Here is a 23,815-nt window from a genome sequence, read left to right on the forward strand (position 1 = left end):
CGCAGCGGCCGGACGCCCTGCATCGTGTGCGTCCGTGCATTCCTTCGACGCTCCCTTCCGGGGCACCGAGGCGATCGCGTCCGGTGCGCTGACCGCCTACGAGTTGCGGCACGGATTCGTCCGCCTGCACCGTGATGTCTACGTGCGGCGCGGTGTCGCGCCCACGGCACGCACCAGAGCCCGGGCCGCCTGGTTGTGGTCGGCGGGCAGGGGAACGCTTGCCGGCCTGTCGGCCGCGGCGCTGCACGGGACGAAGTGGATCGACGGCTCCGCCCCGGCGGAGCTGCTTCGGGCCGGTCACGTGCGTGCGCCCTCCGGCATCGTCGTCCGGCAGGGCATCCCCGACGACGACGAACTGTGCCGCGTGGACGGAATGACGGTGACCGGTCCCGCGCGGACGGGGTTCGACCTCGGCCGTACGGTGAAGGGAGACCGCGCTGTCGAACTCCTCGACGCCTTGTGTCACGCCACCGGCGTGATGCCTGCGGAGATCCGCGAGCTCGCCGGTCGGCACGCGGGAGCGCGTGGGGTGTCCGCACTGCGGCAGGTGCTCGGCCTAGTCGACGGCGACGCCGAGTCGCCACCCGAGACACGGACGCGCCTGCTGCTCGTGCGCGCCGGGCTTCCCGCTCCCGAGACCCAGATCCACGTCCGTGCCGCGGACGGACGACTGCTCGCCCGCGCCGACCTGGGGTGGCGATGCTGGCGGGTCCTCGTCGAGTACGACGGCGAACACCACTGGACGGACCCCGCCCAGCGCACCCGGGACATCGACCGGTACGCACTGCTCGAGTCCGCGGGCTGGCGGGTCGTCCGGGTCGACGCGCGACTGCTCGCCCAACGCCCGGACGTCGTGCTCGAGCGCGTGCGGGCGGCGTTGTGGGCGGCCGGCGCCCGGTGGTGAGAAAACGAGCGGGAGGATCTCGCGGCATCGGCCGAGTGGGCTCGACGACAACCTCCCGCTCGGCGCGGAAACGTCCCGCTCGCCTACACCAGCGCCGCGGCCGCCCGCGCGATCGCGAGCTCCTCGTTGGTCGGGATCACGAGGACCTCCACCTGCGACGTGTCCGCCGAGATGCGCCGCTCGCCGCGCTCCGGCGCGACGTTGCGGGCGTCGTCGACGACGATGCCGAGGCGTTCGAGGCCGGCGAGGGCGTCGCGACGGACGTCGACGTTGTTCTCGCCCACCCCGCCGGTGAAGACGACGACGTCGACGCCGCCGAGTTCGACGAGATATGCGCCGAGGTACTTGCGCAGACGGTGCACGTAGACGTCGTAGGCCAGCTTCGCGTCCTCGGAACCCTCGGCGACGAGCCGCAGCAGCGCCCGGAAGTCGTTGACACCGGACAGGCCCTTGAGCCCGGAGCGCCGGTTGAGCAGACCGTCTATGGTGTCGACGTCCATGCCCGCGCTGCGATTCAGATGCAGCAGCACGCCGGGATCGATGTCGCCGCAACGGGTTCCCATGACCAGGCCCTCGAGAGGGGTCAATCCCATGGACGTGTCGACGGGCCGGCCGCCGGCGATCGCGGAGGCCGACGCACCGTTGCCGAGATGCAGCACGATCTGGTTCAGCTCGGACAGTTCTCGTCCGAGGAACCGGGCCGCACGTTCGGACACGTACTGGTGCGACGTGCCGTGGAACCCGTACCGCCGGATGCCGTGTGCCCGCGCGACGTCCCGGTCGATCGCGTAGGTCGCGGCTTCGGCGGGCAGGGCGTGGAAGAACGCCGTGTCGAACACCCCGACGTGCGGGATGTCGGGCAGTTCCTCGCGCGCGACCTCCATACCGATGACGTTCGCGGGATTGTGCAGCGGCGCAAGAACGGACAGTTCCTCGACGGTGCGCACCACGTCGTCGTCCACGAGGGTGGGTTCGTGGAACACCTCGCCGCCGTGGACGAGCCGGTGGCCGACGGCGATGATGCCGGCCTCGCGCAGTGGCCGGCCCAGTCCCTCCACCCAGTCGAGGACGATCCGCAGTCCGGCCCGGTGGTTCTCGATGGGACCGACGTGTTCCTCTGTGCCGGTGGTGTGGTGGAACACGACCCGGCCTTCCGGCTCGCCGATCCGTTCGACGAGACCGTGCGCCACCGACTCTCCGGTCTCGGGGTGGACGAGCTGGAACTTGATCGACGACGAGCCCGAGTTGAGCACCAGCACGGTGCCTTCCGTCCGGGCGCTCATTCGCCGGTCTCCTGCGCCTGGATGGCGGTGATCGCCACCGTGTTCACGATGTCCTGGATCAGCGCTCCCCGCGACAGGTCGTTGACGGGTTTGCGCAGGCCCTGCAGGACCGGACCGACGGCAACGGCTCCGGCGCTGCGCTGCACGGCCTTGTAGGTGTTGTTGCCGGTGTTGAGGTCCGGGAAGATGAACACGGTCGCCCGGCCGGCGACCTCCGAGCCGGGCAGCTTGGCGCTGGCGACGGACGGTTCGATCGCGGCGTCGTACTGGATCGGCCCTTCCACCGGCAGATCGGGCCTGCGTTCGCGCACCAGGGCGGTGGCGGCGCGGACCTTGTCGACGTCGGCGCCCGACCCGGATTCGCCGGTCGAGTAGGACAGCATCGCGATGCGCGGTTCGATGCCGAAGCGTGCGGCGGTGGCGGCCGAGGAGATCGCGATGTCGGCGAGCTGTTCGGTGGTGGGGTCGGGTACCACCGCGCAGTCGCCGTAGGCGAGCACCCGGTCCGACAGGCACATGAGGAAGATGCTCGACACCGTGGACACGCCGGGTTCGGTCTTGACGATCTCGAACGACGGGCGGATCGTGTGCGCGGTGGTGTGCGCGGCACCGGAGACCATGCCGTCGGCGATGCCGAGATCCACCATCATCGTGCCGAAATACGAGATGTCGCTCATGATCTCGCGAGCGCGTTCGATCGTCATTCCCTTGTGGGCACGCAGCCGGGCGTATTCCTCGGCGAACTGCTCGGCGAGTTCGGACGATCTGGGATCGAGCACCTTCGCGGCGCTCAGGTCGACGCCGAGTTCGGTGGCCCGGCGCCGGACCTGCGTCTCGTCGCCGAGGATCGTCAGGTCGGCGATCCGGCGTTGCAGGACACGCCCGGCCGCGCGCAGGATCCGATCGTCCTCGCCCTCGGGCAGCACGATGTGCCGGCGCTGACGGCGCGCCCAGTCGATGAGCTGGTACTCGAACATCTGCGGGGTCGTGACGGACGGCCGCGGTACGTCGAGACGGCTCAACAGCTGATCGGTGTCCACGTGCTGTTCCATCAGCGCGACGGCGGTGTCGATCTTGCGGTGCGCGCCGAGGGCCATGCGCCCACGTGTCCGGTCGGCCGCCGACGCGGTGTCGAAGGTTCCGAGGCTCGTCGTCAGGATCGGCAGGCTGGGCTTGAGTCCGGCGACGAGCTGCGCCACCGCCGGGTGCGGCAGGAGGCCGCCGTTCATGATGATCCCGGCCAGCGACGGAAAACCCTGGGCTGCATTGGCATTGACGAGGGCGAGGAGCACGTCGGAGCGGTCGGCGGGGGCGATGACCACGACGCTCTCGGTGAGGCGTTCGAGGATGTGTTCGGCGGTCATGCCGCCGACCATGACGCGCAGCGCTTCGCGGTGCAGCAGTTCCGGGTCGCCGCTGTAGAGTTCGCCGTCGATCGCGGTGAGCAGTTCCCCCATGGTCGGCGCGACGAGAATCGGCACCTCCGGCAGGGTCCACAGCGGCACACCCCGGTCGCCGACAGCCGCGGCGATCTCGTCGAGGCGGTCGGCGGGGCAGCGGTTGACGACGATTCCGGTCAGGTGGGCATGCTGGGCGGCGAGTTCGGCGGTGCACACGCTGGTCAGTTGCGCCACCTCGTCGGGGGTGCGCCGAGAGCCACGCAGGACGAGCAGGACGGGCGCGTCGAGATTGGCAGCGATGCGGGCGTTGTAGCCGAGTTCGCTGGGGTTGGCGATCTCCGTGTAGTCGCTGCCGACGATGACGACGGCGTCGCAGCGGTCCGCGACGGCGTGGTACTTGACGACGATCTCGCTGAGGGCGGACTCGGGGTCGGCGTGGACGTCGTCGTAGGTGGCGCCGACGCACTCGTCGTAGTCGAGGTCGACGGTGATGCGTTCGAGGAGCAGTTCGAGGATGTAGTCGCGGTCGTTGTCGGAGCGGGCGATGGGACGGAAGACACCGACGCGCGCGGTGGAGGCGCACAGCGCCTGGAGCAGGCCGAGCGCGACGGTGGACTTGCCGGTGTCGCCTTCCGGCGCGGCGATGTAGATGCTCGACACGGACTCGGCGGCGGCGCTCATGGGTCACACGATATGCGGCTTCGCCGCCGGTGTGTCCTTCGGGCTGTGGGAGCAACCCGAAGGACACACCGGCGGCGCGGGGCGTGTCAGTCCGCGAGTGGATCGAGCGCGAAGTCGTACGTGGCGACCTTGCTTCCGGCGTCGTCGACCTGCGGATCGAGGACGAGTTCCGGCTTCGTCGCCGTCGCGACGTCGTCGTCGAGCCAGTCACCGCCGGCGAAGTACAGCTGGGTGACGATCGGCTGCCGGCCGGGTGCGGTCACCCGCAGGTGCAGGTGCGCCGGGCGCCACGGGTGCCAGCCGGCCGCCTCGATGAACTGGCCGGTGGGCCCGTCCGTCGGGATCTGGTACGGAGCCGGTTCGATGGTGGTGATCGCGTACCGGCCCTCGGCGTCGGCGACGACGGTGCCGCGCAGATTCCACTGCGGCAGGTGCGGGGCGAACTGCGAATAGTAGCCCTCGTCGTCGGCGTGCCAGATCTCGATGCGTGCGCCGTCGAGGCCCCGACCGTCGAGGTCGGTGACTTGCCCGCGCAGGACCAGCGGGGGGTGGACGCGGTCCTCGTCGCGCATCGGGAGGGTGCACTGTGCGGGTAGTTCGGGGGCGCCCGGAACGTAGTACGGCCCCTCGATGCTGCCCTTGGTGCCGCGGAACCGCCGGGAGTTGACGTCCTCGATCTCGTGCTCGACGAACACGTCCAGCAGGAGGGGCCACTCGCCGCCCTCGCCGACGTCGATGAGCCACTGCTTGAGCACGCGGTACTCGTCGTAGGTGACGGCGTGCTTCCGGATCAGCGCACCGAATCCCCCGAGTGCTTCGGTCGCGATGGCGGACAACCGTTCCGGCGAGGTGTCGGCGGTGAAGCGTTCACCCTTGAACTTGTCGGTGGCGGCGTTGCCGGAGGCGACCGCGGTGGGACTTTCGATGGTGGTCATGATGTCTCCCGGGAAGTGTTCAGGCGCGGCGGAAATGGGACACGTCGTCGTTGCCGACGAGGTCGGGCACGGTCCAGCCGTCGAGGTCGTACTCGCTCATGAACTGCTCGGCCAGGCCCTTCATGGAGGACACGTCTCCACGGCCCTCCGCCGCGAAGAGGAGCTCGGCCTTGACGTTCTCGTGGTTGCCGGCGTAGTTGCGCTCGTAGAGCTCGTGGCGGCCGCCGAATTCGGAGCCGATCGAATCCCACAGCGCCTTCATCACCTTGACCCGGTCCACCGCGGTGATGCCGTCCGAGCCGCGGACGTACTTGTCCAGGTACGGGCGCACGTCCGGATTCTTGAAGTCCGCGGCGGAGGACGGCAGGTAGATCAGGCCCGAGGCGACGTCCTGCTCGATGATCTCCTTGATGCGCGGGTAGCCCTGCATCGCGAACATCCGGTAGGTCAGCCCGTACTCGAGCTTGGGGATGACGGTGTCCCCGATCCACGGTTCCGGGTTGTTGACCATCGCGTCGGTCAGCGACCAGAACAGGTTGCGCCAGCCGATGACCTCGCCGACGCGGGTCTGCACGCCGCGGAACCCGCCGGCGCCGGTCGCGTCGAGCGCCTTCATCAGCAGGCCGGCGATGAAGTCGAGCTTGACCGCCAGACGGGTGCAGCCCTGCAGAGTGAAGCGCTGGAGGAATCCGGAGCCGCCGAGGAAGTTGTTGATCTTCTCCACGTCGCCGTACATGAAGACGTTCTCCCACGGCACCAGCACCTTGTCGAAAATGAAGATGGCGTCGTTCTCGTCCATGCGCGAGGACAGCGGGTAGTCGAACGGCGAACCGACGACATTGGCGTTCTGGCTGTAGGAGGCCCGCGAGATCAGCTTGATGCCCGGGGCGTCCATCGGCACCGTGCAGATCAGGGCGAATTCCTTCTTCTTGATCGGCAGGCCGTAGTGGGCGATGAAGTTGTAGTTGGTGATCGCCGAGCCGGTGGCGACGACCTTGGCGCCGGAGACGATCAGGCCGGCATCGGTCTCCTTCTCCACCTTCATGAACACGTCGCCGACCTCGTCGGGCGGCAGCGACCGGTCCACCGGCGGGTTGATGATGGCGTGGTTCCAGTACAGGACCTTCTCCTGCGACTCGCGGTACCAGCGCTTCGCGTTGTCCTGGAACGGCGAGTAGAACTCGTCGTTGGCACCGAGCGTGCCGAGGAAGGACGCCTTGTAGTCCGGGGACCGGCCCATCCAGCCGTACGTCAGTCGCGCCCAGGTGGCGATAGCGTCGCGGTCGGCTCGCAGGTCGTCTGCGGACTTCGGGGTGCGGAAGAACGGCATGGTCACCCCGCCGTTGCCGGTGTCGGTGGGGGCGGTGAGGGTGCCGACATGCTCGCCGGTGTGCAGCGCGTCGTACAAGCGTGCGGTCATGCGGATGGAGTTGCGGAACGCCGGGTGGTTGGTGAAGTCCTTGACACGCTCACCGTGCAGGTAGATTTCGCGGCCGTCGTCGATCGACGCGATGTACTCGTCGCCGGTCATGGGCCGCGTGGCGAAGTTCTTCTGCTGATTGGCCGGGTGGTCTGCGGCGACGTTCACCTTCGACCGGTCGACGGTGCCGGTAGCGGGGGCTGCTTCGGTGATGGTCATGTTCTTCCCTTCGAGAGAGGCGGGAGTGGGATCAGGAGGCAGCGCGGGCGAGCTGCGCGGGCAGTGGGGTGAATGTGGCTGTGGCGTCGAACCATCCGCTGTGCGGATCGTCGAGGCACCCGTTCCACGCGGTCGAGCCGGATCGGTCCCCGATGTCGTGGAAGGTGCTGCGGAAGAACAGGAGCGGGTCCTTCTCGGCGTCGACGGAGGCGTCGACGATCTCGCCGACGAAGATGACGTGGTCGCCGCCGTCGTACTCGGCCCACGGTCGGCAGAGCAGGGTGGCCGCGTTGCCGGGGAGGGCGGGTGCGATCCCGGTGTCGTCCCATGCCGGCGCGACGGCCTGCGGCCTACCGGCGAAATGCAGTGCGGTGGAGAGCTGGTCGGCCGCCAGGATGTTCACGGCGAACGGCGCGTCGCTGAGGTAGCCGCACGCCTTCGACGTCCGCGTCAGCGTCACCTGGCACAGCCTCGGCTCCAGCGAGACGGCGGTGAAGGCGGTGACCGTGGCCCCGTGCGGGGTGCCCTCGGCGTTGGCGCACGTGACCACCGTGACCCCGCTGGCGAACTGGCCGAAGATGTTGCGAAGTGCTCGCTGGTCCATGGGGAGACCGCCTTTCTGCACGCTGTGCGGTTGCGGGTCGATCCGGAACGAGGACCAACGTATGACCCGGATCACACCCCGTCGATCCGCGTTGCGAAGGGCCGATCCGCATTGCGAAGCGGGCTCGAATCGACCGGACGGCACGTGACCGTCGTCACAGTACGGTGCTAGCGGGGGGAGTTGCCCACACCGGCACAGCACCAGTTGGGAGGGTTGGAGGGGCGAATGCGAGCACCGGAGAGCCGCAGCTTCACGGACTGGGACGAAGTGCATGATGTGGTGTCCCAGGCGTACTTCCCGCACCAGCTGACGCTTCTCGGCCGTGGGTCCGCAGCCCGCACGTCACTGGAATCTACCCAGCTCGGCGCCTCGCGGCTGGCGAGGATCGGCTTCGGTGTGGACGTGTCGATCCGCTCCGAGCACCCCGGCGCGTACGGCATCAACATTCCCCTGACCGGCCACCTCGTCACCGCCGTCGGCCGCGACGAGGTCGTGTCGGCTCCCGGGCTGGCGACGGTCTGCCCGCCCGACACTCCGACCGTCATCACCCGGTGGAGCAGTTCGTGCGAGATCATCGGGTTCAAGATCGACCGCGACTACGTGCAGCGCGAGATGGACCGCCTGCTCCCCCGCCCCGGCAGGCGGCTGCCCGCGCAGCTGGATCTGCGGTCCGGCGCAGGGGCCGACTGGTTGCGCCTGGTGCGTGCGATCGCCGACGAGTCGCTGCGGGACAACGCCCTGCTGCGCAGCGACCAGGTGGCCGAGCAGCTGTGCCGCGCCGTCACGACAGCACTCGTGCTCGCCGCCGCACCGGACGACGGCGACTGCCCGGTCGGAGCACGACCGCGGACCGTCAAGCGGGTGATGGACGCGATCCAGCAGGATCCGGCGCGTCAATGGACCGCCGTAGACATGGCCGAACTCGTCGGCGTCAGTGTCCGTCGCATCCAGCAGGGGTTCCGCGAGTGCGTCGGCATGACACCGATGGAGTACCTCGCCGACGTCCGGCTCGAGCGTGTCCATGCAGATCTGTCCGTGAGCGAGTGCACCGCAACTGTTTCGGATGTCGCGTATCGCTGGGGAATCATGCACACCGGTCGGTTCGCGGCCGCGTACCGGCGCAAGTACGGGGTGAGCCCATCCGAGACGCTGCGCGGCAGGACCGCCTGATCTGCAGCGCGACTGCGCACCCGATTTCGCTCGGCATCCACTGCGGCCCCGCAGGGCGTTTGACTTTCGTGTGACCCATACCACATCATGATGTACGCATAGTGAATCATACGTACGCATTGCGTACATATTGTGGGTGGTGCCGTCGGCCATCCGGACGGCTCGTGCCGAAGACGAAAGGTGAACGATGACGAAGACTGTTCCGCACTCACGTCTCGGCAGGCGAGCAGCGGCGGCCCTCGCGGCGGGCGCGCTCTGCTTCGCGGTCGTGGCCTGTTCGTCGTCCGAGCCCGCCGGCTCCGCGTCCGTCGCGGCGACCGGTGGCGCCTCCGCCGACGACGCCCCGCACCCCGCGGCCGCGCCGGTCGCCGAGGGCGAGATGCGAGTGACGTTGCTGGGCACGGGTAGTCCTGTCCCGAGCACCACCCGCTACGGCATGTCGACCCTGGTTCAGGCGAACGGTCTGAACCTGGTGTTCGACGCCGGTCGCGGCGCGACGGTACGCCTGAACCAGGCGGGCGTTCCGCTCGGGCAGATCGACGGCGTGTTCCTCACCCACTTCCATTCCGATCACGTCAACGGCCTGGACGACCTGTGGCTCACCGGGTTCATTCCCGCCTTCGGCGGTCGCGAGGGCACGTTCGACGTGTACGGACCGACGGGCGTGAAGAACATCACCGACGGGCTGGCCCAGACGTTCCGCAACGACATCGACGTCCGCGTCGCGGACGGCGAGGTCGATCGCGCCACCACCACGATCGTCCCGCACGAGTTCGACCGCGACGGAGTCGTTTTCGACCGGGACGGGGTGAAGGTCACCATGTTCGAGGTGCGGCACGATCCCGCCGATGCCATCCGTCCGGCGGTGGGGTACCGCGTCGACTACGCCGGGAGGTCGGTCCTGATCAGCGGCGACACCGTGCCGGTGGACAACGTCGTCCGCTACGGCACGGGCGTGGACGTCCTGATCCACGAGGTGGCCGAATTCGAGGATCCCGCGGCCCTGCCGAGCGTCTACGCCCACCACACCAATCCGAGGCAGGCCGGAGAGATCTTCACCGAAACCGCACCGAAGATGGCCGTCTACAGCCACATCGTCAACGGCATCCCCGGCCGCGTACCCGGCGTCACCGACGAGGTCCTGGTCGAGCGTACCCGGGAGACCTACGACGGTCCCCTGACCGTCGGCGCGGACCTGATGAGTTTCACGATCACCGCCGACGACGTCCGCGTCGACTAGGCGGCTCCGCCGCCGGTGTGCCTTTCGGGCGGCCTTGACCACCCCAAGGGCACACCTGCGGCGTCAGTCGCGTCAGGCCAGCGCACGCAGGCGCGGCGCCAGATCACGCTCGAACAACTCCAGGAACCGCCGCTGATCGTGCCCCGGCGCATGGAACACCAGATGATTCAGCCCGGCCTTCACATACGCGGCGACCTGCTCGACCGCCTCGTCCGGATCCGACGCCACGATCCACCGCCTGGCCACCTGCTCGATCGGCAACGCATCCGCCGCCGCCTCCATCTCCACCGGATCGTCGATCGAGTGCTTCTGCTCCGCCGACAGCGACAACGGCGCCCAGAACCGGCAGTTCTCCAACGCCTTCTCCGGATCGGTGTCGTAGGAGATCTTGATCTCGATCATCTTGTCGATCCCCGCCACCTCCCGCTCGGCCTTACCCGCGCCCTCCGCCACCGCCGGCAACAACCTCTCCGTGTACAGGTCCATGCCCTTGCCCGAGGTGCAGATGAACCCGTCCCCCGCCCGCCCCGCATACCGGGCCACCACCGGACCGCCCGCCGCGATGTACACCGGGATCCCGCCGGCGGGCACGTCGTAGATCGACGCCCCCTTCGTGGTGTAGAACTCCCCCTCGAAATCGACCCGCTCCCCCGTCCACAACGCCCGCATCAGCCGCACCGACTCGCGCAGCCGCGCGAACCGCTCCTTGAACTCCGGCCACGCCCCCTCGTAGCCGGTGGCGATCTCGTTCAAGGCCTCCCCGGTGCCGACCCCGAGCATGACCCGCCCCGGATACAGACACCCCATCGTCGCGAACGCCTGCGCGATCACCGCCGGGTTGTACCGGAACGTCGGGGTGAGCACACTCGTGCCCAGCTGCACCCGCGACGTGCGCTCGCCGACCGCGGTCATCCACGCCAACGAGAACGGCGCATGCCCCCCGTTGTGCCGCCACGGCTGGAAATGATCCGACACCGTCGCCGAATCCATCCCCCGCTCCTCGGCGAGGACCGCCAGCTCCACCAGCTCCCGCGGCCCGAACTGCTCCGCCGACGCCTTGTACCCCAACTTCAGACCCTGCGACACCACGAACTCCTACCCGTCTACGTTTCTCAGCCGGTTCGAGTATGGCCCAGCCGACTGTGACAGGCGCGACGTCACGTCTCGAGTTCGGCCGGATGCAGATGCGGCTGCCAGTCGTAGACGACGCTGGTGCGCAGGAGGATGTCCTGCAGAGACCGACGGCGCCGGTCCACCGCCACCCACAACAACCCGAAGCCGAACATCACGCACAGCCAGGCTCGCACCGCGGAACGAATCCACCCGACGAGGTCGCCGTTGCGGCTGACCACCCGTAGCCCCATCACCACCGCGCCGAGCGTTCGTCCCGTCGTCGCCCAGCACGCCGTCAGGTACACCACCGCGAGACCGACGAACACGGCGACGGACAGCAGGATCTGTGCGTCCGGCAGGGTGAACTCCTGCGGAGAGAACAGCAGCTGCGCGAACACCACGGCCAGGTAGATCCCGCCCATCATCGTGAGTACCACTCCGAGGTCGACGGCGGCTGCGGTACCCCGCGTGACGATCCCGGCCGGCCGGTGCTGCTCCCCGCCGGTCACGCGGGTGCTTCCGGGGATTCCGGCACGCGTCCGAACAACCGCCCGACGAACCCGGACACCGCGTCGTCGGCGTGCATCCCTTGGTTCCGGACGCCGCGGACCGCCTCGGTGGACATGGACCCGGTCGACTCCCGGATGATGCTCGGCAGGTCGACCCCCTCGATCACCGCGTTCGCCAGGCCGACCAGGTCGACCCGCCCGATGATCGCGTCCACGTCGATCTTCGCCGCAAGTGCGTCCAGGTCCACGCGGTCGATGATCGCGTCCACGTCGATCTTCGCCGCGAGCGCGTCGAGATCCACCCGGTCGACGATCGCCGCCACGTCCACTCGTTCGGCGACCGCGTCGATGTCGACGCGGGCCAGGATCGGTGCGATCGCGACTCGTGCCGCGACGGCGTCGATGTCGACCCGATCGAGGATCCGTTCGATGTCGATCCCCTCGGCGAGCGTGTCGAGGTCCACATGGTCCCGCACGACGGCGGTGATATCCACGACGTCCAGGGCCGCGTCCACGACCCTGCGCACCACGGTGTGCAGCACCCGGTCCGCGATCTCGTCCCCGGCGCGCAGGGTCTCGGCGCCGCGCGACTCTAGGGCGACGAGCGCCGGGTCCACACCCGGTAGCCGGCGTGCCGCGTCGACGCCGAACAGGAGCATGCGACGAATCCCGTCGCCCACGGTTGCCGCGGCACCCACCGCCACGCGCACCGGGTCGAGGGTGGGCCTGCCGTTCATACCGATATCAAAGCCCTCCGGCGCCCGAAATGCACGTAGTTCACGATCGGCTGAGGGCCGCCGGCGTTCACGCGGATCGGTCCAGGCCCCGAGCGGTCCGCAGCGACGCCGGGGCGAATTCGACGGTGACGGACCGGGCGCCGGAGTACGCGAGGAGTGCCTGCACCGCCTCGGCGTACCGGCTCCGAGGGTCCGGGATCCGCCGGACGACACTCGGTACCGGAACAACGGGCGCCTCCGACACGGGCAACAGGATCTCCGCGTCGAGCCGGCTGCGGCTCCCCTCGATCAGCAACCCTTCGGCGACCACGCGGCGCACCGGCACATCGTGCCGCCGGCGGACGTCGCCCACCACCAGCGCCACGTACTCGTCGTCGTCGACGACGACGGTGATCAGACGCCCTCGCCGGGTCCCGACCGTCAGTGGCACGTCCGAGACGAACTCGGCGCCGCCCGCCGACGTGCCGGGGACCGGGCATCCGTTGGTGTGCAGGATCATTCGTCTGCGGTTCCAGCTGAAGAACGGCTCGTCCACGACTCTCGTTCCTCCTTCGCGCTGTCGACGAGATGTGCTGTCTCCATCTTCGGCAGGAAGAGCGGTCGCGAACTGTCCCACATCCGGACAGGGGGTCGCAGCGTGCGGCGGCAGGTTCGGTGACCCGCGGGGACCTACTCGCCGGTGAAACCGAACAGGGTCAGTTTCCGGTACAGCGACGACCGGGAGATTCCCAGGGCGCGGGCGGCGTGCACCCGGTTGCCACCGGTTTCCCGCAGGACCTTGGCGATGAGATCCCGTTCGGCGGACTCGACCGCGTTGAGCTGGCGGCGCGGACCGTGCCGGCACCATTCGGGCAGGTCCTCGACGGTGATGGCACCGGCAGGCCGGTGCGCGACGGCGCAGCGCAACGCCGCTTCGAGCTCGTGGATGTTGCGCGGCCACGGATAGCGTGTCAGCACCCGCATGGCGTCGGGAGCGACGGTGCGGCTCTGCGATCCGGTGATCTTGCGGAGGACCTGGGCCGCGACTCCTGCGATGTCGTCGGTGCGGTGTCGCAGGGCGGGAACGTGCACCGTCCGGTCGAGGGCCGCGAGCAGCGGGGCGAGGGCCTCGGACGGCGGCTCCTCGGACTCCTCCATGGTGGCCACGACGAAGACGTGCTCGGCGACGGGTTCCGCCAGGGTCTCGGCCAGGGTGGTGGTGAGCGGGCCGGGCATCGCCTGGATGTTGCGCAGCACGTACAGGGTGGGGTTGGCGGAGGGCACCGTGAGTCCGGACAGATCGGTCTCGCTACCGTCCACGAGGATGCTCCGTCCCCCGGCGTACAAGGAGTGGAAGATCTCGGACGCGAGAGACGCCTTCCCCGTGCCCGGTTCGCCGGTGAGGAGCAACTTCGCCCCGGCGGACAGGGCCTCCTCGATCTCGTTGCAGGCGCGCATCCACAGCGCGGAGGAACCGCTCGAGCGGAGACGATCCGTGCCGGCCGCAGCCAGACCGACCCGCCCGGAGTGCATGCGGTGCTCGCGCACGCGGTTCGGAACGGACGGAAGCGGGGCCGCGGCCGCAGCCGCCTCGGACACCTCGACGAGGTATCCGGCGGTGTCCTCGCCCGCCAGGATCCGGGTCGCCCGGACCCGGACGGACAGGCCGGTGCTCAGCTCGAACAGTTCGTCGATTCGCGCGCGGTGCCCGATGACGTAGTCGACGTGCTCACCGACCCGGCGCTGGTCCTCCGGCGCGAGGAGGGTGTGGGCGAGCGGATTCGCGAGCGACATCGCGCTCCCGATCGCCATGAGGGCCGCGCCGCCGCGGGCGTCGGCGCGCACGAACGCGTCGAACAGCGCGTGCTGGCGGGCGCTGCGGTCGCGGAACAGATTCTGCTCGATCTCCGCTGCCGCGGTCCGCACGACGGTCGTGAGCAACGGTGACGAATGCTCGGTGAGGCAGCTGATGTCGATGACGCCGGCGACACGTCCGCTGAACGGGTCCCGGATCGGCGCGCCGGAGCAGGCGAACGGCTGGAACCGTTCGTGGAAGTGCTCGGCGCCCTCGATCTGCACGGCACGCCCGGATTCGAGCACTGTGCCGACACCGTTCGTGCCGATCTGGCCCTCGTTGTAGTCGAAGCCCGGTGCGAGCGAGACGTGGTCGAGCAGCCGTCCGATGGCCCGGGCACCGTCGAGTCGCATCAGCACCTGCGCCTTGGCGTCGGTCAGGGCGATGCTCACCGGGACGTCGACGGTCTCCTCCGCGAGCCGGTCCAGGACCGGCAGCGAGCACTGGACCAGGCGGGAGGTCCGGTCGACCTCACCCGCGAACCGGACCTCCCCACCGGACGGTCGCACGCCCGCCGCGGCGGAGCGTCGCCACGACGCCGACACGACGGAGGAGACCAGCGAATCGTCCGGTTCGCCGGAGTCGAGGAATCCGGCCCGGGCCACCGCCACCCGCAGCCGTCGGTCCGCGCTCTTCACCGGCCGCCCCGCCCCGGTGTGGTCGTGATGCATGTCACGCCTCCAGGGTAGCGTCCGCCCTCCGGCCGGTGCCGCTCCCTGCGGCACCGGCGTGCAGGTCGTCCACGCTCAGGCACCGGGGAGGTCGAGTGCGGCCAGCCGGGCGAGCACCGTCTCCGGGACCGCGTCCGCCGGCAGGTGCGCGAGCCGGAACACGCCGTGCGCGTCCGGGACTGCGGCGTCCTCGGCGAGCCAGTAGTCGGAGCCGAGGACGTCACCCTCGTGCTCGCCGATCGAGACGGTGTCCTCGCCGCGCAGTCCGATCTCCCACCGGTAGTGTGCGGCCACGTTCGTCACGGGCACGTACGACTGCGGATCGCCCGGCGGCAACGCGGCGGCGGCGTCCGCCACGATCCGCTCGTCGAGCAGGACCGCCGCGACCGGCACCTCGGCGAATCCGCGCAGCCAGTCCGCGACGTACATGGCCGCGGCCTCGACACGGTCCGCGTCCAGGTCCGCGGCGTCTCCGGGATGGGTCGCCGCCAGCCAGGCCCGCGGTGAGGGGATCTGCAGCAGCAGCGGCAGCCGGGTGGTGCCGGCCACCGTGGCGGCGAGCGTGGTCACGGCCCGGGTGGTCGCGGCGTCCGCGAGCAGCGCCCGCAACGCGTACCCGGTCCGGGACCGGGCCGACATCGCCTCGCCCAGACGGGGGTCGCCCGCCGCGATGCGGTAGAACTCACCGAGATCGAGCAGCGTGACGTCCGGCCGCAGCAGCCCGTGCGCCTGGTTGAGGAAGTTCGACAGTGCGGTGGGATCGGCCCAGGGCACCGGGTTGCCGCGGAGCAGGATCCGGCGGCTGTAGTCGAGATGGTCGACGACGAGGGGAACCCGGCGCCCGGAGACCGGCGCGTCGAGCACGGCGGGAAACGAGATGGTCATGACTGTGACTCCAGGGAATGGGTGCCCGCACGGTGAGGGGAGCACACGTGCGGGCACCCGGTTCGGGGTGGATCCGGTGACCGAAGCGGGCCGGATCGGTTTCAGGACTTGCGGTGGACGATCTCGCCGTGCTTCGCCTCGAGTTCCTTCACCCGGGCCGCGAGTTCGGCGATCTTCAACTCCCGGCGGTCGGGCATCATGATGATCGGCATCTTGTCGATCGTCGTGGTGACCCGCTCGGCGCCGTGGACGGTGAAGTGGGTGGCCGTCAGTTCCTCGGTGTCGCCCCAGGACCCGTAGTACAGCAGGTCCTCCGGCGGCTCCGGCGTCACGAACTTCTCGACGAACTCCCCGTAGGGCACACCGCGCGAGAGCCGGTCGCGTCGCATCGAGGCACGCAGCGCCTCCGTGGCGTCGACGTCCACGACGAAGGTGTCCGGTGCGTACACGACACCGTAGATGTCGTGCGCCACCTTCGCGGAGATCCGGTCGATCTCGAGATCGGCAACCACGTCCTCCGGGGCGCGTTCGAGCGGATCTCCGTAGCCTCCGCCCGTGCCCTGCGAAATCATGTACAGCTCACCGTCCTTGGCGACGTCGAACTGCAGACCCATGTGGCTGGTGCTGTACTCGGCGCCCTCGAAGGGCTGTTCGTTCATCACCTTCTCGATCGACAGGTCGAACCGTTCCGGGTTGCGGCGCAGTTCGTCGTAGACGTTGACGCCCTTGACCGTCGCGAGCGGGTAGGTGTTGCAGCCGTACCCGCCGAACTGCCCGCTGATGGAGGAGAACTTCGCGCCGGAGGTCACCGTCATGAAGCCCCACAGCGGGGTGCCCTCGGCCGCGACGATCATCTCGTAGCCCATACCGCCGCGGTACTTGCCGAACCCCTGGTTGTCACGGACGATCCGCTTGCTCACCAGCTGCATGAAGGGCACCTCCTCCTCCATGACCTCCTGCTCGGCCGTATCGGCCATCGCGCAGAAGAGCGGGGAGACCGCGTCCTCGCCGTCGCGGAACGCCTTGGCGCCGCCGCCCATTCCGTTCAGGTCGGCGCACAGGTTGCCGACCTGGTCGCCGTGCTGGGTGACCCCACCCCACAGGAAGGTGTTGATCTGGTTGAACCAGGGCGCGATGACGTTGGAGAACTTCTCCGGGTTGGAGAACTGCAGCTTGGCCCAGGGGTTCTGGAGCGCCGAGAAGCCGCGGAAGGAGGCCTGCAGCGACTGGCCCATGGGGGCGTCGTAGCCGGCGTCGGACCACGTGTGCTCGTCGGAGATGATCTCGATAGGGCTCATCGCGGAGGTGCAGCGCGGCAGGTCCGGCCACCAGAACGCGAGGATCGCCTGCATCATCATCGATTTGACCGAGCACAGCGGCGAATTGATGGCCCGGTTCAGGATCTCCGGTCCGCTGCCGCGCAAGTCGATGGTCATCTTCTCGCCCTTCACCGTGATGGAGCAGGCGAGCTTGATGAGGATGTTCTCCTTGAGGGTGGAGTCCATGAACTGGTTGAACCGGACCGTGCCGTCGGGCAGTTCTCGGATACGCCGGCGCACCTCGGCTTCGACGTCCTCGACGGTGATCCGCAGCGCCGCGACGAACGTCTCCACACCGACCTCGTCGATGATCTTGTCGACGCGTTCCTGGATGCGCTGGACCGCACCGATCTTCACCTTCAGGTCCGCCAGCTGGAGCTTCGGGTCTCGGACCGAGTGCTGCAGGAAGGTGAGCAGGTCGCGGCGCAACTCGCCGCGCTCGACGATCTTGAACGGGCTCATCCGCAGCCCGTCGTCGAACGGGGTCTCCGAACCGGAGGGCATGCCGCCCGGTTCGCAGGCGCCGTTCTCGCCCTCGTGGATCGTGGCGGCCACCCACGCGATGATGCGGTCGTCCCGGATGATCGGCATGATCATCGACTGGTCGGTGTTGTGGACGTTGCCGAAGCGGGCGTCGTTGTGGATGAACCCGTCGCCGGGATGAATTCCGACGGTCGGCTCGTCCTTCCAGTACTTCATGATGTACCGGATCGGGTGGTGCAGGATCGCGGAGAACGCGATCACGCCGTGGCAGGACAGGTAGGTGACGTCCCCGGCCGCGGTGTAGATGGCCGTGGTGAGGTCGCCCCATTTGGCGCCCGGTGCAGCGCCCATCGCCTCACACATCTCGAAGCCCTCGTCGAGGGCGCCGGCGAGGCGCTTGCGAATGCGGTCCACCTGGAGGGGGTCGACGCCGTCGGCGAGGCATTGCTGTTCGAACTCGCTGCGGGAGGTGATGTGGTGCGAACGCATGATGTCGCGGTCCGGGCCGAGGAACAGCGTCGTCTCGTCCATGAAATCGTCGACCCACTGCTGTTCCTGCTCGTTCAGCGAGGCCGTCAGGCGCTGCTGCGCTGCGGTTGCGAGGCGCTGCTCCGCAGCGGTTGCGAGGTCGTCGTGAAGTGCGGTCATGGCTGTGTCTCCTGTGCTTTCTGCGCTAGTCCTTGAGGAACCAGACGGCGCCCTGCGGTGAGGGTTCGAGGCGCCAGCCGGGCTCGACGAGGTAGGTCGTGTTCTCGGTGGTGACGATCGCCGGACCGGGAATCACGTGGTGGTGACTCAGCGCATCGGCGTCGTAGATCGCGGTGGTGATCGCCCGGGGATGCGCGACGAAATGGACGTCGCGGTGCCCGACCGGTGCCGGCAGCGTCCGTTCCCCGTCGTGATGCAGGGAATCGAACTCGACGGTCTCACCGTTGACGTAGGACGCGACGCGGATGGTCTGGACGCGGATGCCGGCCTCGGGTGCTGCCGACCCCTCGCCGTAGCGCTTGGAGTAGATGTCGGAGAACGTGCGGATCAGGTGGAGCACGTCCCCGACACCGTGGATCCGGTTGATGTCGAACGCCACTGCGGTCGTCACGAGCTGGTTGCCGTAGCGCAGATCCATCTCGAGGCGGTGCTCGATCGCGCCGTCGCCGACGCCCTGACGGCGCAGATCCTCCGCGCCCCGGGCCTCGAGCGCCGCGACGATCTCGTTGAACTCGTCGTAGCTGTCGTAGAGCCCCCGGGTGGTGGCGTTGTAGAGCACCACGTGGACGCCGCGTTCGTGGATGTGCAGCTGCTTCATGTTGCCGGCACCGCAGGCGGAGAACACGGAGGAGAACGGCGGCGCGAGGATCTTGCGAATGCCGGCCTGGTCGGCGATCCCGCACGCGTGCAGCGGGCCGTTGCCGCCGTAGGCGAGCATCGTGAAGTCCTCCGGCAGGTAGCCGCGCACCCGCAGCTCCTTGGCGATGCCGATCGCCATCTGCTCGTCGACCGATCGCTTGATGACCTTGGCGACGTCGATGACGTCGAGGTCGAGTTCGTCGCACAGTTGTTCCTCGACGGCGAACACCGCCCGCTTGCGGTTGAGCTTGATGAAACCGTTGGCGTAGTTGTCCGGGTCCAGGTAGCCGAGCAGCAGGTCGGCATCGGTCACCGTGGGGCGCAGCCCGCCGCGGTCGTAGCAGGCCGGACCGGGGTCCGAACCGGCGGACTCGGGCCCGAGCCGGACCGAGTGGTGGATCCGGTCGTAGCTCGCGATGGATCCGCCTCCGGCACCGAGGGTTTCGAGGTGGATCATCGGGACCGAGACCAGCCAGCGGTCGATCGTGGGCTGGAAGTCGTAGTGCTTGACGCCGCCCGCCGGCACCAGGCCGATGTCGAAGGACGTGCCGCCCATGTCGGTGGTGATGATGTTGCCGATCCCCGAGGACTCCGACAGATGCTCGGCGGCACTGACACCCGCGACGGGACCGGAGTGGATGGTCTGCAGGGCATCGGTCGAGTTCATCTGGGCCATGCCACCGGAGTTGTGGATGATGAGCATCGGCTTGTCGTAGCCCGAGTCCCGCAGGTTGTTCGCGAGCTGGCTCATGGCGTGGAACATGATGCCGTGCAGGAAGCCGTCGACGATGGTGGACGTCGCGCGGACGTATTCGCCCTTGCGTCCGGAGACCTGGTGGCCGAGCAGGACCGGGATCGCGCCGAGCTGATGCTCCGGATACTCCTCCTGGATGATCTCCATGATCCGCAGCTCGTGGGCGGGATTCTCGGTGGCGTTCACCAGCGACACCACGAGCGCCTGCGCGCCGGCGTCGACGAGCTCGCGCACCATCTCGCGCACGTTCCGCTCGACGAGTGGGACGACGATCTCGCCGGCGGAATTGACCCGCTCTTGGACCGACCGGATCAGGCTGCGGTGGACCAGCGGCTCGGGGCGCTCCGCAGCCGGAAGGTTCTGCTGCATCGACGGATCGAGTCCCTCACCGTAGCCCCGTCCGCGGGAGAGCGGGATGGTGTCCTCGAAACCGTGCGTGACGATGGCACCGACGCGCGGACCCTTGCGTTCGATGAGGGCGTTGGTGCCGAGAGTGGTGGCGTAGCGGACCGAATCCACCTGGGACAGCACGTCGTCCCGGTCCAGATCGGCGCGGCGGCAGGCGAGGTCGAGGGCCTCGTTGAAGCCCTGGGCCAGGTTGTGATGAGTGGTGAGGGCCTTGGCCTCGACGTACTTGTCGTCCCAGGCGAAGAAGCAGTCGGTGAAGGTGCCGCCGATGTCGACGGAGATTCGTTTCATGGTGACGGTGTTCCTTGCGGGTCGCGGTGACTAGTGGTGGTTGTGGCGCCGGCCTTCGAACTCGCCCTCGGCGTCCTGGCCGGGGCCGTACGTGACGACCTGGCCGGGATCGGTGCCGCGTTCGAGCCACTGGGCGCGCAAGGCGTCGACGTCCCATTCCATGTCGACGGTCGGGGGATGTCCGGGCGGGATGTACTCGGTCTCGATCTGGGTGCCGCAGCCGGGGCAGTAGTACTCGAGGATGCGGCAGTAGTCCGGGTCCGGTGAGAAGGTGAACTCGTAGCGGTCGGGATCGATGATGGGCTGGTGGATCTCGCGCGGGTCGCGGTCGTAGACCAGGGTGCCTTCCTTGTAGTTGCCGCGGGCGCTGCCGAGTTCGTGCCGGCACACCCGGCACACCCACAGTTCGGTCTCGAGGTCGATGACCAGGTATTCGGTCATGGGAATCTGCATGTCGTGCGTCCTTCGAACGGTCGAACAGGCTTCGGGATCTGTCGGTCAGTGGGTGTCGGTGAGCAGCAGGTCGCCGCCGGCGGTGACGTCGAACTTCCAGCCCTCCTGCACCCGGGCGGTGAAGAAGGGGCCTTCGACGAGGGCCGGGCCCTCGGCGGTGGCGCCGGGCTCCTGGTCGGCCAGCGTGAACACCGGAACCGGCTGCCGCCCGGCCGCTCCGAGCACGGTGCGTTCGCCGGCGGCCCGGGGGGTGCGGGCCTCGGCGAAGGAGCCGTGCGGGAGCTCGATCCGGTTCATCCGGCGGGTGGCCACCAGGGTCAGGGCGGTGGACGCACCGGGCAGCAGCTCGACGCACTCGCCGGGCTCGTACGGCGTCTCGTCGACCGTGGCACCGTGTGCGTCCTCGGTGGTCAGGGTCCAGGACAGTTCGCAGTCGGCGAGGGCGTGCCCTTCCTGGAACATGTCCCGCTCGGCCTTGGCCAGGAGGTCCGCCACGGCCGCGGCGAGTGTCGCCTCCGCCGTGTCCGCGACGTCGGCCTCGTAGCTCTGCCCGATGTCGGAGAACCCGATACCGAAGGCGGAGAACACCGCGGCGAGCTTGGGGACGAGCACGCTGCGCACGCCCGCGACCCGTGCTGCGCCGCACGCACTCATCGGGCCGGCGCCGCCGAACGCGGCGATGGTGGTCTCGTCGGCGTCGGACACCGCGGGGGCGACGGCGTTGCCCATCGCGGTGAAGTACGCCTGTTCCATCGCCAGCAGCGCCTCGTCGAGGGTGAGACCGAGCGGTTCGGCGACGGTGGTGGTGACGACGGCGCGTGCCCGGTCCGCATCGAGCGTGAAGTCGCCGTCGAGGTAGGTGGCAGGGTCGAGCACGCCGAGGAGGAGGTTGACGTCGGTGATGGTGGCGGACGTGCCGCCGAAGCCGAAGCAGGCCGGTCCGGGTGCCGCACCGACACTTTCCGGTCCGACCGTGATCGCCCCGTCGGTGACGGTGATGACGGAACTGCCGCCGATGCCGGCCGACTCGACGTTCGACATCGGGAAGGATGTCGGGATGCCGGCGATGGTGCCGCGGCGGTCGGTGAGGATCTCGCGCCCGGCGACCGTGCCGATGTCGGTCGTGGTGCCGCCGACGTCGATCATGAGAACGTGCTTGAGCCCGTAGATCTCGGCGAGCGCCCGGGTGCCCTCGAGTCCGCCGCGCGGGCCGGACGAGTACGTCTTGAGGGCCACGGACTTCGCGACGCGCGAGGAGGCACCGTCGTTGCGGTAGATCAGCAGCGGGTTCTTGACGCGGTGGTCGCGCAGCCGGTGCTCGGCGTTGTAGAGGAACCGTTCCATCGTCGGGTGCAGGAACGTGTTGATCACGGCCGACCAGACTCGCCGGGCCGGCGTGCGGTCGGTGGTGAAGTCCCACGAGTACAGAAACGGAACCGAACCGAGCAGGTGGCGCGGGAACTTGCGCAGCAGGATGCCGCGCAGCGTCCGTTCACGTCCGTCGTCGGTGTTCCCGACGGCGACGACGATGCGGGCGGCACCGTCGGTGGTCAGACGGTTGACCCGGGCGACCAGTTCACCTTCGAGGTCCGCGGCGTCGGTGTCGACGACGGCGACGCGGGTGCCGACGAGGTCGTCGAACAGGGCCCGCTGCTCGGGGGTGCGGCGCAGCTCGTCGACGAGGGTTGCCGAGTCGGTGACGATGCCGATGCGGGGACCTTTGCGCTCGACGAGCGCGTTCGTCCCCTGCGTGGTCGAGTAGCGGATGTGCGCCGTGGAGTGCAGCAGCGCGGGCAGGTCCTCGGCGCCGTAGATCTCCTTCGACACCTTCGTCAGTCCGTCGAACAGGCACTGCGACAGATCGAACGGCGTGGTGAGGGTCTTGGTGAAGCTGAATTCGTGGCCGTCCCAGGCGCAGATGTCGGTGAGTGTGCCACCGTTGTCGATGTTGATGAGTCTGTCCATCGGGTGTCCCCCGTTCGGGTTGCGGTGTTGCGGATCGAATGGGGAAAGCCTGGGCCGGACCGGCGGGTGTGAAGTGTGCCACTTCCGGACACCGGCTATGACATGGCTCATCTTCCGCGTCGAGATGCCTTCTACCTGCGGGTTCGCCGCGACACGGGAGCAGGGACGTCCGGGCGCCCGGGTTGCGGGACGACTTCCACCGACGAACGGTGTCCGGAAATGGGACGGTGCGCCGCCGCACGGCGCGGCGGGCCGCTCCGTCTCGCGCGGCGGCCGCGAAAGACCCTTCCGGACAGCGGATTCGAGTAGCCCCGCCGATCAGGGGTGGCGGCGACCGCGCACTTCGGCGACTGACGTAAGGTCGGCTCGGTGACACCGCTGGAACTGTTCGTCGTCGCCCTGGCCGGGTTGGGCGCCGGCGCGATCAACGCGCTGGTCGGCTCCGGGACCCTCATCACCTTCCCGACGCTCGTCGCCTTCGGGCTGCCGCCGGTGACTGCCACGATGTCCAACGCCGTCGGGCTCGTCGCGGGTGGGGTGTCGAGCACATGGGGGTACCGGCGCGAGCTCCGCGGGCAGTGGCCGCGGCTGCGATGGCAGATCCCCGCCTCCGTCTCCGGCGCGGTCCTCGGGTCGTGGCTGCTGCTGAACCTGCCCGAATCGGCCTTCGAGACGATCGTGCCCGTTCTGCTCGTGCTGGCGCTGCTCCTGGTCGTGTTCCAGCCGAAGCTGCAACAGTGGGTGCTGCGACGCTCCAGCGGCCCGGCCGAGCAGATCGGGCCCGCGCGCATGACGGCGCTGGTCGTCGGCACCTTCGCCGTGGGCGTGTACGGCGGCTACTTCACGGCCGCGCAGGGCATCCTGCTGATGGGATTGTTCGGGGCGCTGCTGCACGATCACATCCAGCGGCAGAACGCCGCGAAGAACCTGCTCTCGCTGCTGGTCAACGTCGTGGCGGCCGTCGCCTACACCCTCGTCGCGTTCGACCGGATCGACTGGACGGCGGCGGCGCTGATCGCCGTGGGCTCGCTGATCGGCGGTGCCCTCGGCTCCCGGTACGGCCGCCGGCTCTCGCCCACCGCACTGCGGGCCGTCATCGTCGTGGTCGGCTTGGTCGGCTTGTACCGGCTGCTGGCGTGAGCGGTCGGTGACACACTCGAACGGTGAACGACGAACCCGTACCCGCGCCG

The 23,815-nt window shown here is 68.9% G+C and carries 19 protein-coding genes; 4 read left to right on the plus strand and 15 right to left on the minus strand.

The genetic code is table 11. The features are described 5' to 3' along the window. Window positions 1-34 precede the first annotated feature (34 nt). A complete protein-coding gene (locus ACM26Y_RS19205) occupies window positions 35-904 on the plus strand; it encodes a DUF559 domain-containing protein (protein WP_416061608.1) in 870 nt (289 codons plus the stop codon). 83 nt (window positions 905-987) lie between these two features. Here ACM26Y_RS19205 and ACM26Y_RS19210 read toward each other — a convergent pair whose 3' ends face one another. From ACM26Y_RS19210 to ACM26Y_RS19230, 5 genes are all read right to left on the minus strand, one after another. Further along, window positions 988-2,187, minus strand: a complete 1,200-nt coding sequence (locus ACM26Y_RS19210; RefSeq protein WP_003937382.1) for an acetate kinase — start codon at window positions 2,185-2,187, stop codon at window positions 988-990. Continuing rightward, a complete protein-coding gene (pta, locus tag ACM26Y_RS19215) occupies window positions 2,184-4,268 on the minus strand; it encodes a phosphate acetyltransferase (RefSeq protein ID WP_416061609.1) in 2,085 nt (694 codons plus the stop codon). The genes ACM26Y_RS19210 and pta overlap by 4 nt, the downstream gene beginning before the upstream one ends. An 86-nt stretch (window positions 4,269-4,354) precedes the next feature. Continuing rightward, window positions 4,355-5,203 carry a catechol 1,2-dioxygenase gene (gene catA, locus ACM26Y_RS19220; protein WP_416061610.1) on the minus strand — a complete coding sequence of 283 codons (849 nt, stop codon included), beginning with the start codon at window positions 5,201-5,203 and terminating at the stop codon, window positions 4,355-4,357. Window positions 5,204-5,222: 19 nt separating this feature from the next. Beyond that, window positions 5,223-6,842, minus strand: coding sequence for a 4-hydroxyphenylacetate 3-hydroxylase family protein (locus tag ACM26Y_RS19225; RefSeq protein WP_416061611.1), 1,620 nt, complete (start codon window positions 6,840-6,842; stop codon window positions 5,223-5,225). Window positions 6,843-6,873: 31 nt separating this feature from the next. Continuing rightward, entirely contained in the window at window positions 6,874-7,446 is a 573-nt protein-coding gene (locus ACM26Y_RS19230; RefSeq protein WP_416061612.1) for a flavin reductase family protein, read from the minus strand. A 225-nt stretch (window positions 7,447-7,671) separates the two neighbouring features. Between ACM26Y_RS19230 and ACM26Y_RS19235 the strand changes: the two genes are divergently transcribed. After that, window positions 7,672-8,616 (plus strand): AraC family transcriptional regulator, encoded by a 945-nt coding sequence (locus ACM26Y_RS19235; RefSeq protein ID WP_416061613.1) that lies wholly within the window; start codon window positions 7,672-7,674, stop codon window positions 8,614-8,616. A 187-nt stretch (window positions 8,617-8,803) separates the two neighbouring features. Beyond that, entirely contained in the window at window positions 8,804-9,856 is a 1,053-nt protein-coding gene (locus tag ACM26Y_RS19240) for an MBL fold metallo-hydrolase (protein ID WP_416061614.1), read from the plus strand. Between the two features lie 72 nt (window positions 9,857-9,928). Here the strand turns inward: ACM26Y_RS19240 and fgd are convergent, their stop codons facing one another. The 10 genes from fgd to ACM26Y_RS19290 form a co-directional block, all read right to left on the minus strand. After that, a complete protein-coding gene (gene fgd / locus ACM26Y_RS19245) occupies window positions 9,929-10,942 on the minus strand; it encodes a glucose-6-phosphate dehydrogenase (coenzyme-F420) (RefSeq protein ID WP_416061615.1) in 1,014 nt (337 codons plus the stop codon). Window positions 10,943-11,013: 71 nt separating this feature from the next. Further along, window positions 11,014-11,478, minus strand: a complete 465-nt coding sequence (locus tag ACM26Y_RS19250; RefSeq protein WP_416061616.1) for an RDD family protein — start codon at window positions 11,476-11,478, stop codon at window positions 11,014-11,016. Then, entirely contained in the window at window positions 11,475-12,215 is a 741-nt protein-coding gene (locus ACM26Y_RS19255; RefSeq protein WP_289380910.1) for a hypothetical protein, read from the minus strand. The genes ACM26Y_RS19250 and ACM26Y_RS19255 overlap by 4 nt, the downstream gene beginning before the upstream one ends. A gap of 67 nt (window positions 12,216-12,282) precedes the next feature. Further along, entirely contained in the window at window positions 12,283-12,750 is a 468-nt protein-coding gene (locus ACM26Y_RS19260; protein ID WP_371382437.1) for a hypothetical protein, read from the minus strand. A 134-nt stretch (window positions 12,751-12,884) separates the two neighbouring features. After that, the gene (locus tag ACM26Y_RS19265; RefSeq protein WP_416061617.1) at window positions 12,885-14,720 is read right to left on the minus strand and encodes a sigma-54-dependent Fis family transcriptional regulator; all 1,836 of its coding nucleotides are present in this window, start codon (window positions 14,718-14,720) and stop codon (window positions 12,885-12,887) included. Between the two features lie 75 nt (window positions 14,721-14,795). Next, entirely contained in the window at window positions 14,796-15,605 is an 810-nt protein-coding gene (locus ACM26Y_RS19270) for a hypothetical protein (RefSeq protein ID WP_371382435.1), read from the minus strand. Between the two features lie 101 nt (window positions 15,606-15,706). Continuing rightward, entirely contained in the window at window positions 15,707-18,055 is a 2,349-nt protein-coding gene (locus tag ACM26Y_RS19275) for a hydantoinase B/oxoprolinase family protein (protein WP_371382434.1), read from the minus strand. A 25-nt stretch (window positions 18,056-18,080) separates the two neighbouring features. Then, window positions 18,081-20,207 (minus strand): hydantoinase/oxoprolinase family protein, encoded by a 2,127-nt coding sequence (locus ACM26Y_RS19280; protein ID WP_003938304.1) that lies wholly within the window; start codon window positions 20,205-20,207, stop codon window positions 18,081-18,083. A gap of 30 nt (window positions 20,208-20,237) precedes the next feature. Further along, window positions 20,238-20,660 (minus strand): acetone carboxylase subunit gamma, encoded by a 423-nt coding sequence (locus ACM26Y_RS19285; RefSeq protein ID WP_010593155.1) that lies wholly within the window; start codon window positions 20,658-20,660, stop codon window positions 20,238-20,240. 45 nt (window positions 20,661-20,705) lie between these two features. Beyond that, window positions 20,706-22,625, minus strand: coding sequence for a hydantoinase/oxoprolinase family protein (locus ACM26Y_RS19290; protein ID WP_416061618.1), 1,920 nt, complete (start codon window positions 22,623-22,625; stop codon window positions 20,706-20,708). 369 nt (window positions 22,626-22,994) lie between these two features. Between ACM26Y_RS19290 and ACM26Y_RS19295 the strand changes: the two genes are divergently transcribed. Further along, window positions 22,995-23,765, plus strand: coding sequence for a sulfite exporter TauE/SafE family protein (locus ACM26Y_RS19295; RefSeq protein ID WP_301913890.1), 771 nt, complete (start codon window positions 22,995-22,997; stop codon window positions 23,763-23,765). The last annotated feature ends 50 nt before the right edge of the window (window positions 23,766-23,815 follow it).

It is taken from the genome of Rhodococcus indonesiensis, from assembly GCF_047782815.1.
GTDB classification, from domain to species: Bacteria; Actinomycetota; Actinomycetes; order Mycobacteriales; family Mycobacteriaceae; genus Rhodococcus; species Rhodococcus indonesiensis.

Coding starts and splice junctions, on each gene's coding strand:
- ACM26Y_RS19270 (WP_371382435.1), bottom strand. CDS start 15,605: ATGACCATCTCGTTTCCCGCCGTGCTCGACGCGCCGGTCTCCGGGCGC.
- ACM26Y_RS19290 (WP_416061618.1), bottom strand. CDS start 22,625: ATGGACAGACTCATCAACATCGACAACGGTGGCACACTCACCGACATC.
- ACM26Y_RS19280 (WP_003938304.1), bottom strand. CDS start 20,207: ATGAAACGAATCTCCGTCGACATCGGCGGCACCTTCACCGACTGCTTC.
- ACM26Y_RS19210 (WP_003937382.1), bottom strand. CDS start 2,187: ATGAGCGCCCGGACGGAAGGCACCGTGCTGGTGCTCAACTCGGGCTCG.
- ACM26Y_RS19275 (WP_371382434.1), bottom strand. CDS start 18,055: ATGACCGCACTTCACGACGACCTCGCAACCGCTGCGGAGCAGCGCCTC.
- pta (WP_416061609.1), bottom strand. CDS start 4,268: ATGAGCGCCGCCGCCGAGTCCGTGTCGAGCATCTACATCGCCGCGCCG.
- ACM26Y_RS19285 (WP_010593155.1), bottom strand. CDS start 20,660: ATGCAGATTCCCATGACCGAATACCTGGTCATCGACCTCGAGACCGAA.
- ACM26Y_RS19240 (WP_416061614.1), top strand. CDS start 8,804: ATGACGAAGACTGTTCCGCACTCACGTCTCGGCAGGCGAGCAGCGGCG.
- ACM26Y_RS19230 (WP_416061612.1), bottom strand. CDS start 7,446: ATGGACCAGCGAGCACTTCGCAACATCTTCGGCCAGTTCGCCAGCGGG.
- ACM26Y_RS19265 (WP_416061617.1), bottom strand. CDS start 14,720: ATGCATCACGACCACACCGGGGCGGGGCGGCCGGTGAAGAGCGCGGAC.
- ACM26Y_RS19225 (WP_416061611.1), bottom strand. CDS start 6,842: ATGACCATCACCGAAGCAGCCCCCGCTACCGGCACCGTCGACCGGTCG.
- catA (WP_416061610.1), bottom strand. CDS start 5,203: ATGACCACCATCGAAAGTCCCACCGCGGTCGCCTCCGGCAACGCCGCC.
- ACM26Y_RS19235 (WP_416061613.1), top strand. CDS start 7,672: ATGCGAGCACCGGAGAGCCGCAGCTTCACGGACTGGGACGAAGTGCAT.
- ACM26Y_RS19255 (WP_289380910.1), bottom strand. CDS start 12,215: ATGAACGGCAGGCCCACCCTCGACCCGGTGCGCGTGGCGGTGGGTGCC.